Origin of the sequence: Paenibacillus sp. FSL L8-0333 (genome assembly GCF_037965665.1) — a bacterium.
Classification (GTDB): domain Bacteria; phylum Bacillota; class Bacilli; order Paenibacillales; family Paenibacillaceae; genus Paenibacillus_AQ; species Paenibacillus_AQ odorifer.
The window spans coordinates 767,113-779,995 of sequence record NZ_CP150186.1 but is presented as its reverse complement, the minus strand read 5'-3'; the positions used below and the strand labels follow the sequence as shown (position 1 = coordinate 779,995).

Annotated in this window: 14 protein-coding genes; 2 read left to right on the top strand and 12 right to left on the bottom strand. The window is 46.3% G+C overall.

The features are described from left to right. Positions 1-65: 65 nt before the first annotated feature. From NYE72_RS03415 to NYE72_RS03405, 3 genes are all read right to left on the bottom strand, one after another. Positions 66-956, bottom strand: a complete 891-nt coding sequence (locus NYE72_RS03415; protein WP_036680719.1) for a diacylglycerol kinase — start codon at positions 954-956, stop codon at positions 66-68. A gap of 230 nt (positions 957-1,186) precedes the next feature. Beyond that, positions 1,187-1,957 (bottom strand): CbiX/SirB N-terminal domain-containing protein, encoded by a 771-nt coding sequence (locus NYE72_RS03410; RefSeq protein ID WP_036680721.1) that lies wholly within the window; start codon positions 1,955-1,957, stop codon positions 1,187-1,189. A 3-nt stretch (positions 1,958-1,960) separates the two neighbouring features. Continuing rightward, positions 1,961-2,251, bottom strand: a complete 291-nt coding sequence (locus NYE72_RS03405) for a YerC/YecD family TrpR-related protein (RefSeq protein WP_019913624.1) — start codon at positions 2,249-2,251, stop codon at positions 1,961-1,963. Positions 2,252-2,680: 429 nt separating this feature from the next. On the opposite strand from NYE72_RS03405, the gene NYE72_RS03400 reads away from it, so the two are divergent. After that, positions 2,681-3,241: a hypothetical protein gene (locus tag NYE72_RS03400; protein WP_038568686.1), complete on the top strand. Its 561-nt coding sequence runs from the start codon at positions 2,681-2,683 to the stop codon at positions 3,239-3,241. An 82-nt stretch (positions 3,242-3,323) separates the two neighbouring features. Here the strand turns inward: NYE72_RS03400 and corA are convergent, their stop codons facing one another. From corA to NYE72_RS03355, 9 genes are all read right to left on the bottom strand, one after another. Beyond that, positions 3,324-4,283 (bottom strand): magnesium/cobalt transporter CorA, encoded by a 960-nt coding sequence (gene corA / locus NYE72_RS03395; RefSeq protein WP_339211287.1) that lies wholly within the window; start codon positions 4,281-4,283, stop codon positions 3,324-3,326. A 1,140-nt stretch (positions 4,284-5,423) separates the two neighbouring features. After that, on the bottom strand, positions 5,424-5,756 hold the full coding sequence (locus NYE72_RS03390; protein ID WP_339211285.1) for a hypothetical protein: 333 nt from the start codon (positions 5,754-5,756) through the stop codon (positions 5,424-5,426). Positions 5,757-5,801: 45 nt separating this feature from the next. Then, positions 5,802-6,062, bottom strand: a complete 261-nt coding sequence (locus tag NYE72_RS03385) for a hypothetical protein (protein ID WP_339211283.1) — start codon at positions 6,060-6,062, stop codon at positions 5,802-5,804. 131 nt (positions 6,063-6,193) lie between these two features. Beyond that, positions 6,194-7,186 (bottom strand): inorganic phosphate transporter, encoded by a 993-nt coding sequence (locus NYE72_RS03380; RefSeq protein WP_036686873.1) that lies wholly within the window; start codon positions 7,184-7,186, stop codon positions 6,194-6,196. A 13-nt stretch (positions 7,187-7,199) separates the two neighbouring features. Beyond that, positions 7,200-7,817, bottom strand: a complete 618-nt coding sequence (locus NYE72_RS03375) for a DUF47 family protein (protein ID WP_036686871.1) — start codon at positions 7,815-7,817, stop codon at positions 7,200-7,202. A 202-nt stretch (positions 7,818-8,019) separates the two neighbouring features. Then, positions 8,020-9,117: a DUF3048 domain-containing protein gene (locus NYE72_RS03370; protein WP_036686869.1), complete on the bottom strand. Its 1,098-nt coding sequence runs from the start codon at positions 9,115-9,117 to the stop codon at positions 8,020-8,022. 203 nt (positions 9,118-9,320) lie between these two features. Beyond that, complete coding sequence (locus tag NYE72_RS03365; RefSeq protein ID WP_339211282.1) at positions 9,321-10,097, bottom strand: class III extradiol ring-cleavage dioxygenase; 777 nt, start codon at positions 10,095-10,097, stop codon at positions 9,321-9,323. Between the two features lie 85 nt (positions 10,098-10,182). Beyond that, positions 10,183-11,013: an alpha/beta fold hydrolase gene (locus tag NYE72_RS03360; RefSeq protein WP_036686864.1), complete on the bottom strand. Its 831-nt coding sequence runs from the start codon at positions 11,011-11,013 to the stop codon at positions 10,183-10,185. 777 nt (positions 11,014-11,790) lie between these two features. Further along, positions 11,791-11,991, bottom strand: coding sequence for a hypothetical protein (locus tag NYE72_RS03355; protein WP_036680885.1), 201 nt, complete (start codon positions 11,989-11,991; stop codon positions 11,791-11,793). A 183-nt stretch (positions 11,992-12,174) separates the two neighbouring features. Between NYE72_RS03355 and NYE72_RS03350 the strand changes: the two genes are divergently transcribed. Beyond that, the gene (locus NYE72_RS03350) at positions 12,175-12,837 is read left to right on the top strand and encodes a DUF1129 family protein (protein WP_036680887.1); all 663 of its coding nucleotides are present in this window, start codon (positions 12,175-12,177) and stop codon (positions 12,835-12,837) included. Positions 12,838-12,883: the final 46 nt, after the last annotated feature.

The following is a 12,883-nucleotide window of genomic DNA, read 5'->3' as shown; positions in this document are numbered from 1 at the left end:
TATTTATAGTTCACTTCTTTCATTATCATCGCTGTATAATCCCACACTCTTACTTTCAAACAACCCTAATTATTCTGAGCAAAAATCCGCAGATGCTGCGGCAAAATCCGAAAACGACCCGGCAGCTCTCCGCCAAGTTCTCCATCCAAGTTCAATTGGACATGCCCTGGAGAGATTACATCCATTGCATCCGTACGGAAATACACAACCTTTTTATCCTGCAAATGCTCGCCACGAAGGGCCAATCTAACCAAACGGACAAACTCTGCCAGGTTGCATTTTTTGACCGCAATAACATCTAACAGACCGTCATCGATTCGAGCGCCGGGAGCAAGCTTTTCAAAGCCGCCGACAGAATTCGTATTTGCAATCAGGAACAGCATGAACTCATCATGAATAACCTCCTGCCCATTGGCACGAATGATTAGTTCCTGAGGAGATAGGCTGACCATTTTTTCAATACCTTTTAAATAGTACGCAAGCTGCCCTATCATGGTCTTCAGCTTACTGGGAACTTCATAGGTCAGTTCGGTTAGACTGCCACCGCCTGCTATATTAATGAAATAACGATCATTGGCTTTACCGATATCAATCGGACGCGACTCTTGACGAAGGATCAAATCAACGGAATCTTCCCAATTCTTCGGGATCCCCATCGCACGTGCAAAATCATTGGTAGTCCCAAGTGGCAATACGCCAAGCGGGGGGAGATTAGGTTTCTCCGCCATACCATTGATAACCTCATTTAAAGTGCCATCCCCACCGGCTGCTATGATTAGATCATAACCGCGCTCTACTGCATCCGCAGCAGCTAACATAGCATCGCCTTCTCCGGTCGTTGCATGGCAGGAGGCTTCAATGCCACCCGTATCCAGCCGGTCCAAAATGTCGGCGAGCCGCTTCTTCATTTCTTCCCGTCCAGAAGTGGGATTATAAATCAATCTCGCAGTTTTCATTACCGGAACGCCACCTGTTTTTTATAATAGAATAACCTAATTGATTATACCTAATTCGGACCACTACAATCAATGTCAGAGGACATTTATCGTAAATATTCCATTATACAACAATTCACGACACCTTATTAGGCAAAAACAACTATATATATGTCTATGCAGCAAATCCCGTATTATCCACGGAAATGGGCACTATTTTTCATGATTAAGTGGGCTAAAAAGGAAGCTTTTTAACTCTTTTTTCGAATCTGTTCGAGGAGTGTCTCTACCTGTCTCTCAATCCAATGCGGAAGAAGCGGGTGCGGCAAAAGCGTCTGGCCAGAATACTTATAGGTTAACCCTTTAAGTCTGTTCGGAACCACATGTTTAGTGAAATAACCTTCACTCAAAAAAAGCGGCGCCACCAATACCTCGTGACCCTGCTCCTGCCAATACTCCACTTTGCTTCTTACACTGTCCGGATTCAGCAGACCGTAATCGGCCGCCGCTACGCCACTCACCTCACGTACACGTCCTGCCAGTGAAGAGATGCCCTGCTGCCAACGCTGGCGGAAGCCATCATAAATGCTGCCGTGACCTACCAACAGAATCGTCTCACGTTCAGGTTCCGTAGACAGCTTACGGAGCTTGTCCCAGATCATCACAGCGATGTCCGGGTCATCGTCGACAGGATAACCATAGTGAACCTTAGCCTTCACGTGGAACGGCTCTAAATCGGTCTCACGTTCAGGTGCAGGTTTAGCCCCTAGTGCATATTCTATTTCATCGACATGTGTGCTTCCCGAGGAAACGAACAATGGGATCACAATTATATCTGTGACCCCTGCATGTTCCAGTTCATTTATTCCATCTTGAATCAGACGGCCCTCTACCAGCTCTAAAAAAGAGACCACCACTGGCATCTCTTCATCTAGCGATAATTCGCTTACGGCCTCTTCCACAATCGACACCCAAACCTCGTCGCGGGAGCCGTGACTGATAATAAGTACGCCCGGTACCATAAATTAGCGTCCCAAACGTTCCAGCGTTAATTTATAACCATCATTTCCGTAGTTCAAGCAACGTTTTACACGGGAAATAGTAGCTGTACTTGCTCCTGTCTCTGCTTCGATCTGATTGTAGGTCGAACCTTTGCCAAGCATACGCGCTACTTCCAGTCGTTGCGACAGCGATTGAATCTCGTTCACGGTGCACAAGTCATCAAAGAAAACATAACATTCTTCCATATTCTTCAATGTTAAAATGGCTTCAAATAATTGGTCTATACTTTTATCATTTAACTTCTTAAGTTGCATCAATTTTTCATCCCCTAAAAGTTCTATCAGCATTAGTTTCTCTGATTAAGCTCCGTACAAAACTAGCTCCGGAAACATCAACCTAATGTCACTATCCTGCCTTTACTATATTGCACTGGAGCGCATTTTTCAAGCATTAACGATTTCACGCTGTAAAGAACGAAAATGATGGACAAACGTCCACCCCACGCGCACACCACTTATGTACCCCAATACAAGTATTTTTCTCTACATAAGAATTATCGCCTACACTATAGTACTACAAAAGCGCCGAAAATCAAGCTCGTACACGGTTTCTTCACTACTTTAACCTGTTTATAGGCATACGCCCTTTTCCGCTCCTATCCCTATTACCCGGGCATTCGTCTATACCGTATGTTCGCCCATGACATACAGTATAGCAGACCACTAACAAAGGAATGTGATATTATGCCTGATCATTACTATAATCATTCCCGCCGGAATCAGCGTTCACTGAGCGATTCGTATAATGCCTCTGCCTACCCCGGCCTCAGCTCATATGCGCCCTCAGCTCTCCCAGGTGAGACCGGAATCCTTCCTGCTTTAGGAGCAGAAGCTGCCACCGAAACTGCGCTAGCGCTCCCTGCAGCTGAAGCTGCAACAAAGGCAAGCGGCGGGCTTGCCGGACTGCTCAGCGGCTTAGGCGGCGGTGGCGGAATTGGTGGGAATATGGAGCAAATCAAAGGCATCATCGATCGAATGGGCGGCATTGACGGGATCGTAAACTCTATGGGTAAAGTACAAAAGGTGATGTCCGGCTTCCAGCAGATGGCTCCAATGGTTAAGCTGTTCATGGGTAGCTTCGGTAAAAACAAAGGCGCAGCAGGCGCACTAGCCGCCGAAGAGGATGCCGCCCTGTACAGTCCTAATCGCCGCAAAAAAAAGCGTTCCACCTCACCCCGTCGCAAATCTACTACAACTACTCGCCGGCGCTCTACTTCTTCTACCGGAAAACGTCGCCGCAAATAGCGGTGACGTTTTCTAGCTATGCACCAGAAAAACAGCAATTCTCGCGGGAAAGAGATTTGCTGTTGGCGCTTCTGCTCTATTTTTACTTAAACCAGCCACTCCGTCGAAACCATCGGAACATCCCAAAACCAACCACCAGCATAAACAGCAGCACACCAAAATAACCATATTCCCACTCTAGTTCAGGCATCTTCACAAAATTCATCCCGTAGATCCCGGCGATAAGCGTCAGCGGCATGAATACGGTCGTGATTACCGTTAGTGTTTTCATAATCGAATTCATCCGGTTGGAATTGAGTGAAATGTAGCTGTCACGCAAATCCGCGGTCATTTCTCGATCAGCCTCAATCATATCCGAGAGCTTTAGCAGATGGTCATAAATGTCGCCAAAATAAATCCGTTCCTCGCCGTTGCTCTGGACATGCTGTGAATTCACGATCCGGTACATCAAATCGCGCATTGGCACAATCGTCCGCCGCATTTTGAGGAGTCTTCCGCGCACGCCAAACACCTGGCTCATCAATTCCTCCACTGACTCACTGCTGCCGCTACTTTCCAGATCCGCAAGCTCGTCCTCTAAACTGTAGAGACATGGAAAATACTTGTCCACCAGCTTGTCCATCACCGTATATGCAGCTGCCATCGGCCCACCCGACCAGCCTTTTCGACTATGTATTTCGCTCTTCACCTGTTCCCACGCTTCATTCATCTCTGCTTTTTCCTGATGGTGATAGGAGACAAGAAAGTTCGAGCTTAAAAATAGGTCAACCTCCTCAGCATCCAACGTCCGCTCATTCAGCGCATGCAGCACAAAAAACTGCACATTCTCATAATGATCCAGCTTCGGCCGCTGCAACACATGCATACAGTCCTCTATCGCTAAGGGGTGAAAATGAAAATATTGATCCAGCAAAAGCGTCTCTTCTGGCGTAGGCGTAGCAAAATCTGCCCATATCCAAGCATAATCCTCCAACCGGATATTTTGCAGAGGGATCTCTGTCAGCACCTCACCTTTATGTGTGACAACAAGTGTACGTATCATAAATGTTCCTCCGCTTCATCTTCTTCCACGCCTCTATTGTACAGCAAGAAGACAAGTCTTCCAAAAAGCAAAAAACATAACCAGCAGCACCTCTTAAGCTAGACTAAGAAACATTTGGTGTTTCGTCGTTCGTTAATGCTCGATTCATCTGTGCTTGGTTGGTTGCGCAGGGGCGAGCTATCTTTATTCTCGCTGTCGGTATCGGGTTTATGAGTGAGATGAATTCGTGGCTATGAATTACTATCGCTATTTTTACTAATTAGTTGGTGAAAAAGTGCTCCTTTTGGGATGGTAAACAACCCTTCGATCGTAAGCAAGCTGGACTTGAATTCGCAAAAGGTTGAGTCCATCGCCTCGCGTTCATTTACCGTAAGTAACATATGTTTTACTTTGGGCTGGTAGTGATTTGTGGGATTGGGATGCAATCCTTGCATCGGAACTGTGAAGTTTCGGGCAGGAATTGTGAATATAGTGATGCTCATGGACGGCAGAAAAGCAGGGAGAAAGAGAATAGGGTTGGGTTGGGTTGGGTTGGGTTGGGTTGGGTTGGGTTGGGTTGGGTTGGGTTGGGTTAATTTGGCCAGGTTACGTTACGATGGATTGGGCTGAGTTAGTTTGTACTAGGTTACTTTGCGATGGACTGGATTAAGGTGCGCTGGGTTCCCTTGAAATGTGTTACGTGGGACTATGCTGAGTTAACTTTGGCTAGGTTACTTTGTGCAGGGCTGGACTTCGGTGCGCTGGATTCTGCTGAAATGAGGTAAGTTGGGCTGCGTTGAGTTAGTTGGATCTAGGTTACTTTACGATGGACTGGATTAAGGTGCACTGGGTTCCGTTGAAATGTGTTACGCGGGACTGGGCTGAGTTAGTTTGTACTAGGTTACTTTGCGATGGACTGGATTAAGGTGCACTGGGTTCCGTTGAAATGTGTTACGCGGGACTGAGCTGAGTTAATCTGGGCTAGGTTACTTTGCGCAGGGCTGGACTTCGGTGCGCTGGATTTTGCTGAAATAAGGTAATTTGGACTGGGCTGAGTTAGCTTGTGCAAGGTTACGTTACGATGGGCTGGATTAAGGTGCGTTGGGTTCCCTTGAAATGTGTTTAGTTGGGCTGGTCCACCTTCATACAAGTCAGGTGCCGTCATTCTAAGGCATTTATGCCTTTCTTTCTGCTTCTTCGACGAAGTGTCTCCAATTCTAGGGCAGTTATGCTCTTCTTTTTGTCACCACCCTCGAATTTCGTAAATTCAGCGGGATTTATACCGTACATTCCCCATCCATCGCCAAACTCCATCATTTCTACGGGATTTATACCGTACATTCCCCATCCATCGCCAAACTCCGCCATTTCTACGGGATTTATACCGTACATTCCCCCTCCAACTCCAGACTTCGTCATTTCTACGGGATTTATACCGTACATTCCCCATCCATCGCCAAACTCCGCCATTTCTACGGGATTTATACCGTACATTCCCCCTCCATCGCCAAACTCCATCATTTCTACGGGATTTATACCTTACATTCTCCCTCCAACGCCAAACTTCGCCACTTCTGCGGGATTTATACCGTACATTCCCCCTCCAACGCCAAACTCCGTCATTTCTACGGGATTTATACCGTACATTCCCCCTCCAACGCCAAACTCCGTTATTTCTGCGGGATTTATACCGTACATTCCCCCTCCATCGCCAAACTCCATCATTTCTGCGGGATTTATACCGTACATTCCCCCTCTATCGCCAAACTCCGCCATTTCTACGGGATTTATACCGTACATTCTCCCTCCAACGCCGATTTCCGCCATTTCTACGGGATTTATACCGTATATTCTTCACTCTCCTCATGTCCACACAACAAAAAAAGATGTCCGCAGCCCAATGGCTAACTGACATCTTTATTAAAGGGTGTTTAAAAAATGATTTTGAAAATCAGACCTGCTAATACCGCACTGATTGGAATCGTGATGAACCAAGTGACCACAATACGTCCGGCTACTCCCCATTTCACTGCAGAGAAACGTTTGGCAGAGCCAACCCCGAGGATCGCTGATGTGATCGCATGCGTTGAGCTTACTGGCAAATGCAGCAGCGTTGCTGAGAAAATAACAGATGCCGCGGAAATATCAGCCGCGAAACCGTTAATAGGTTCGATTTTGAAAATCTTTGTGCCCATAGTCTTAATAATCTTCCAACCGCCAATGGAGGTACCGAGCGCCATAGCCGTAGCTGCAGCTATCTTAACCCACAAAGGGATAACATCCATAGTTTCTTGACGTCCTGAGGTAACGAGTGCAAAAGTAATGATCCCCATCGCTTTTTGCGCATCATTTGTACCATGTGTGAACGACTGTAACGCTGCCGTAAGGACTTGCATAGAGCGGAAGCCCTTGTTGACCGTATGTGGACTACGCTTAGCAAAGATCCACTTCAGGATGGTCATGATTATATAACCGATAACAAACGCAATGATTGGGGAGAAAATCAGTCCTTCGACAATTTCCACAAACCCGCCCCAATTGATGTGTGCTGAGCCTGCCCCCACGTATACTGCACCCGCTAAAGCGCCGATCAGTGCATGAGACGATGAGGATGGAATCCCGAGCCACCAAGTAATCAAATTCCAAATAATCGAAGCAATCAGCGTGGCTATTATGATATCCAACCCATTTTCAAGCAAGGTCGGGTCGGTGATACTTCCGCCGATTTTTTTGGCCACACCTGTAAACATCAAGGCCCCAACAAAGTTCATCAGTGCTGCCATAATAATTGCTGTTCGCGGTTTTAAGGCACGTGTTGAGACAGAGGTAGCAATTGCGTTGGCCGTATCATGGAATCCATTGATAAAGTCAAACGCAAGCGCGAGAAATATAACAATTCCAAGAATCCATATAGATGTTTCCATATTCTAGTACCCCTTATGAGTTGCGCATGATGATCGATTCCAACATGTTGGCTACATCTTCACATTTGTCTGTAGTGGTCTCGAGCCGCTCATACAGTTCCTTGCGTTTAATCAGCTCAATCGGGTCTTTTACAGTTTCGAACAGGACCTTAGTACAAATACGCAGCACTTCGTCCCCTTGATTCTCAAGGTCATTCAGACGGATTGTATATTCACGGATCGCCAACAATTTCTTCTGGGAGAGCAAATGAACCGCTTTTTGGATTTCATAAGCACACTGACGAAGGATTTCGGCGAATTGTACAATGTATTCATCCGGGTCAAGAAGGTTGTACATATAGAAACGTGAGGCGGATGCCTCCAGACCATCGATGACATCATCCATGCTTGTGATCAAGTCCATAATGTCGTCACGTTCAAGCGGCGTAATAAACGTCTTGTTCAATTCTTTGATGACGGTGTGCGTGTAAGTATCACATTGGGATTCGTACTTTTTCATCTCTGCAGCGAAATTATCGACATTATTCCGGAGATCAGTGATATTCTGAGCAAAATAATCTGCAGCTTGGACAATAGTATCGGCCATATTTTCCAGCGTCTCAAAGAATATGTCCTTTTTTCTCAACTTCATTGTTTTAAACCCCTTTACATAAAATTACCGTGAATACAGAGCCATTCATATGTAAAAAGCATGAAAATGAATGACAACCCTTGTTATCTTATCATATCCGTACAAGGTATAGAAGCTATAGAAATGAACTTTTTTACACTCTATTAACACATACCCATTATTCCGAACACAAATCTGTATAACACTGGATATTCCGACTTTCTTATGTTGTACCATCCGCCCCGCCATATACCACATGACTGCTAAATGAAGGCGCATTAGGGACCACCAAAATATGGGTAATTCCTGGATACATCAGCTCTTCTTTTCCATCCCTCACAAAGCGGATCACATCCCCTGGTTCACGCGACCATCTGCCTTGGGTGACCTGTCCCCGCTGAAAAAGCAACGCTTCCCCGCCAAGCTCCACATCAATCTGAAGTCTTCCGACATCATCAAGCACTTTATGATCCGCTCCTATAACCATAACATTGGCCGCTTCCACTGGATTATCGTTATTTAGATCCAAATGAGGTTTGTCATTCACATAACGCTGATAGGTCTGACGTTTAGGATCATATTTATAGTCAACTTTATAACTTTTGAGCAGATAGTTTATGCTAAATTCAGCGGCTTTCTCTCCGTCCGCCGGTATGTAATCTGGATTATTAAAAAGATACCCGGGCACCTTCACACTTTGCGCAAACCCAAGCTTCTCGGCACCTTCCCGCAGTTTGGCTGCGTTGCTGTACAGGTTATGTGGTGCTTTTCGCGCTTTATCCCGCCAAAAATAAGCTCCGGCACGGCCGATCTCGTCCATATCTTCTTTTTTCTCTTTTTGCAAAATGGCATAAGCCGCCGGACTCCCTCCGGCATGCACCGTCACACCACCATAGCTCTCGCCAATATCAAGCAGATAGGGGCGAATGCTGCGAATCGGTCCGATTTTCACAACACCTGTATGGCTCTGAAAAATACCAATCAAACGCGTAATGCCACCTTCGGCAAGAATCTCATACAAAATATCTGCTTCACTAACCCCCGATTGCGGCCGGGCGGCAGGAGCATTATTTATCATTACGGCCAAGGGACGTGGAAGACTGTCTTCAGAAACTGGAAGACCTGTTAATCCGGATACGAGCTCAGCAGCGGGATCAATAGTAGGTGAGGGTTGAATCGTTTCGATAGGCGTGGGCTCTGCGGTAGGCTGCTGTGTCGGGGTGATCTCATTATTTGCACTCTGTGTTCCGCAAGCGGAGAGCAATAGGGTGGTCAATACAATGGCAGATAACAGACGGGAAGAAGAGCAATTTACTTTCATAAGCTTGTAGTTCCTCCTAAACGTTTTATGAAACTCACTGATTCCTTCCATTTAATCACAGTCAGTCCCATTTGTCTTGATTACCTACTCCCTTTTTCATAGCAAGCATAAGGAAATTTTATAACATGGAATAGATAAATTCTTATATTAAAAAAAGGGTACAGCCATTGCGGCTGCACCCTGCAGGTTTCTTATTCATTCAGTTAGTCTAGCTTCCAGCAATTCAGACTTAATGTCCCATACTGATAAGCCTGAAAAATCCGCTCTGCCTTCCTGCTGCCATCCGCTGTTCCCATCACGTAAAAGAGAGGTGCAAAATGCTCTCTTCCATAAGAAGGAACCGCATCGCGTACATTTGGAGCCTTTTTCTCATACGCAAAAAGTGAAGGCAAATCCCAGGATTCTAGTCCCTTGGCAATCCAGGCATCGAATTCAAGTGCCCAATCCTCAGGCTGCTCACTTTCACTTAGCATCCGCAAATTGTGAACAAGTCCACCGCTTCCAATCAGCAGTATGCCTTCGTCACGAAGCGGTGCTAACATCCGCCCGATATTGTACTGCTCCTTGGGAGAGCGCAGGGAATCGACGGATAAAGCAACTACCGGAATGTCGGCGTTCGGGAACATTTTTTTCAGTATCACCCAGACTCCATGATCGAGTCCTCGCCCCAGAACGGGCTGATGTGATAGATTGTTATCCTTGAAGAGCTCAGAAATCCGTCTTGTTAGGGCCGGATCGCCCGGGGCCGGATAGGTCAGCGTGTAAACTTCTTCAGGGAATCCGTAGAAGTCATGCTGTGTCTCGTGCAGTTCATCAACGGTAAGTAGCTGTTCAGGGCTATCCCAATGCGCTGAGAAAACTACTATACCGCGTGGCACTTCAAGTTCTTGACCAAGCCGCTCCAGAAAACGGGTATACTCGTTATCCTCCAGTGCGAGGAGCGGAGAACCGTGCGCAATAAAAAATGACGGTAATTTCATAGGATGCCAACCTCCATAACCCAGTATATGGTGTGCATCTTTATTTTACCGCTTATTGCAAGTTAATGCGAATAAAAACCTTCTCCTAAATCATCCAATTCTGCCACTCTGTCTGCAGATGCTCTTGTTCATTCATCCATTCTATAGTCCGCTTAAGCAGCTGCTGCTGTGCCGGTCCAGAAGAAAAGGTGTGATCCCCTTGAAAAATGATCTCTTTATCGCAACGTCCTTCGGGACGTGTCCAGAACAGCTTCTGGTAAAGAAAAGCGTAATCCACCGGAATGACATCATCAGAGGTGCCATGAATGACGAGTACATCGCCGCTAAATTTGCTCGCTTCTTGGAAGGGCTGAAAAGCCGCCAAAGAATTAAAATATACCGGCGTAAACGAGTAGCCCACATAATCGGCTGATCCATTCTTCACAGCACGATCATAAGCCTCCCGCCCTACAATTTTCACAATATCATTGAAAGGATAACCCACAGAGGCCCATAACACGAGATTCTTCACGCGGCGATCGCGAATACTTGTCAGCAGCGCCACCGCGCCACCGAGGCTATGGCCAATCAGCGTCACCCGCTGTGGGTCCACATCAGCAGAGCTAATTCCGTAATCCAGCACTGCTCTAGTCTGAGCGATCATCGATTCCATGTCTTCACCGCCATAATTCCCGCTGCTCTCGCCGCAGCCCGCATAATCAAAACGAATAACCATATATCCCTCTTGTGCCAGCTCACGAGCCGCCTTCACAAAAATCCGGTCTACACCAATCCGATTCCCCACAAATCCGTGGCAGATCACGGCTAATGGCAGTCTATCCTTGCAACGCGAAGAGGTTCCCTTCTCTTTGTTCGGGTAATGTATGCTCGCCGTCAATTCTTCTCCGTTATGCCGGATTACAATATTCCGTTCCATTGCCGCATCCTCCTATAATTATATTTATAATTTAATTTATTTTAATTTATTAGAATTCCGATTAACTTAGTATGAATTATAATCTAATTATAAAGATTTCGTTCATATTGTCAACAGCAAGGGAACAATTCTTAATAAACGCACGGAGTATTGGGCATTAGAGTCTGCACGACAAACAGGGCGTCCTGTAGATATGAACATGACTCTGGGGCGCCCACCTCGAGTCGATTGGAACCGCCAATCGTGCGGGATTCAGCAGCTCTATCGGATTCAGTAGCTCTATCGGACTCACCTGCTCCTTCAAACACAGTAGCTTCATCGGATTCAGCAGCTCCTTCGGACTAAATAGCTTCATTGGACTCAGCGGCTCCTTCGGACTCGACGGCTCCTTCGGCTCAGCAGCTCCAGCGGACTCAGAAGACCCTATTCGCAGATTTAGCACACTTTTTGAATTCTATCGGACCCCATAGTCGCTATCACCCTGTAAAACAGCAAATACGAGCTTCTTTTCGAGCAATAGCGTCACTGGAGTCCGAAACTGTGCTGAAAAGGCGATAATTTGGCAAATAACGTCATCTGAGTCCGAAAGATGGTGGATGCTACGACAACCGGGGGTCTGGGGTTCGGGGGTGCTTGAGGTTTGGGTTTGGGTTTGGGTTTGGGTTTGGGTTTGGGTTTGGGTTTGAGAACCCCACCAAAAAACACAGAGCAGCGATCCCCAGTATCGGAGGATCGCTGCTCTGTTGTTTTTTCGAGATGAATGGCCAGGGTTGTTAATCAATCGTAGCTGTCGTTAAACATCTCATGGGTTTCATGGCTGCCTTCCCAATCCTTAAGCAAGCCCTCGGGAGCATCTTCCGCGGAATCCCACATGCTGAATCCATCGGAGCCGCCCCAATCCCCCATTGAATTATTGGGCGTAGGCTCGAAACCGTTGCCCATGGATCTTCCCTGTTCTTTCTTGTTCTCATGTTCCATAAAGCTCCCAACCTTTCCCAATGCTATATTGATCAAGCAACAACATTATCAGTGTTCACTCTTCTAAAAGGATTATGCATATCGCCATAGAAATGGTTGTCCTTGCGTAGACCTGTCATGCAAACGTATACTCTAGGTTAAAGACTATACCGATTAACAACACTGGAGGTTTACATCCAAATTATGAAAGTGAAAGATATGATTAAGGAAAATAACGCCCTGCGTGAGCAGTTGACGCCCTTCAATCGCTCCTATTTAGAAGATATGATCCTTGCAATGCGGGCCAGTCGAATTGACACCCTGCGCGGAGAAGAACTTTTGCTGGATGCGGCCAAGCTGCTGTTGAAGGAACAACGTAAAGGGAAAAATGCCAAGCAAGTATTCGGCGAGAATCCGCACGATTATTTTAAAGAAATCATAGACAGTGTTCCCGGGCGCCCGGTGCGCAGTAAATGGAACTATTACTTGATGATTCCCTGCGCAGCTCTGACCTGTCTTTTTGGGATATTAGCAATCGGTGGACTCTTCTTCCAATGGACTGACGATTCACCTGGAATGTTCGGACAGATCAGCCTTTTCACCCTGCTCGCTGTGGGAGTAGGCTCCATTATCTTAATTGAACTGATTATGAAATGGATGTCTTCCTTGTCGGAAAGCGATGCACCCAGTGCCAAGCCTTTTGATATAAAAAGCCTTGGAATCTATATTGGCATCGCAGTAGCTGCTGTATTTATCGGCATGTTCCTCGATCGGTTATTTCCGGTCATTACAATATCCCCGTGGGTAAGCTTAATTCTGTGCATCATTGGGGGGTTGGGACTTAAGTTTATATTTTTTAAAAAATAAATATCTAGGCTGAAAACTTTATTCCATCCGATAGATAGGGGGAAAC

What these genes read in the sequence shown, in the direction of transcription:
- NYE72_RS03415 (WP_036680719.1), bottom strand. Translation starts at nt 956, where the DNA reads ATGAAAACTGCGAGATTGATTTATAATCCCACTTCTGGACGGGAAGAA.
- NYE72_RS03410 (WP_036680721.1), bottom strand. Translation starts at nt 1,957, where the DNA reads ATGGTACCGGGCGTACTTATTATCAGTCACGGCTCCCGCGACGAGGTT.
- NYE72_RS03405 (WP_019913624.1), bottom strand. Translation starts at nt 2,251, where the DNA reads ATGCAACTTAAGAAGTTAAATGATAAAAGTATAGACCAATTATTTGAA.
- NYE72_RS03400 (WP_038568686.1), top strand. Translation starts at nt 2,681, where the DNA reads ATGCCTGATCATTACTATAATCATTCCCGCCGGAATCAGCGTTCACTG.
- corA (WP_339211287.1), bottom strand. Translation starts at nt 4,283, where the DNA reads ATGATACGTACACTTGTTGTCACACATAAAGGTGAGGTGCTGACAGAG.
- NYE72_RS03390 (WP_339211285.1), bottom strand. Translation starts at nt 5,756, where the DNA reads ATGTACGGTATAAATCCCGTAGAAATGGCGGAGTTTGGCGATGGATGG.
- NYE72_RS03385 (WP_339211283.1), bottom strand. Translation starts at nt 6,062, where the DNA reads ATGTACGGTATAAATCCCGTAGAAATGGCGGAGTTTGGCGATAGAGGG.
- NYE72_RS03380 (WP_036686873.1), bottom strand. Translation starts at nt 7,186, where the DNA reads ATGGAAACATCTATATGGATTCTTGGAATTGTTATATTTCTCGCGCTT.
- NYE72_RS03375 (WP_036686871.1), bottom strand. Translation starts at nt 7,817, where the DNA reads ATGAAGTTGAGAAAAAAGGACATATTCTTTGAGACGCTGGAAAATATG.
- NYE72_RS03370 (WP_036686869.1), bottom strand. Translation starts at nt 9,117, where the DNA reads ATGAAAGTAAATTGCTCTTCTTCCCGTCTGTTATCTGCCATTGTATTG.
- NYE72_RS03365 (WP_339211282.1), bottom strand. Translation starts at nt 10,097, where the DNA reads ATGAAATTACCGTCATTTTTTATTGCGCACGGTTCTCCGCTCCTCGCA.
- NYE72_RS03360 (WP_036686864.1), bottom strand. Translation starts at nt 11,013, where the DNA reads ATGGAACGGAATATTGTAATCCGGCATAACGGAGAAGAATTGACGGCG.
- NYE72_RS03355 (WP_036680885.1), bottom strand. Translation starts at nt 11,991, where the DNA reads ATGGAACATGAGAACAAGAAAGAACAGGGAAGATCCATGGGCAACGGT.
- NYE72_RS03350 (WP_036680887.1), top strand. Translation starts at nt 12,175, where the DNA reads ATGAAAGTGAAAGATATGATTAAGGAAAATAACGCCCTGCGTGAGCAG.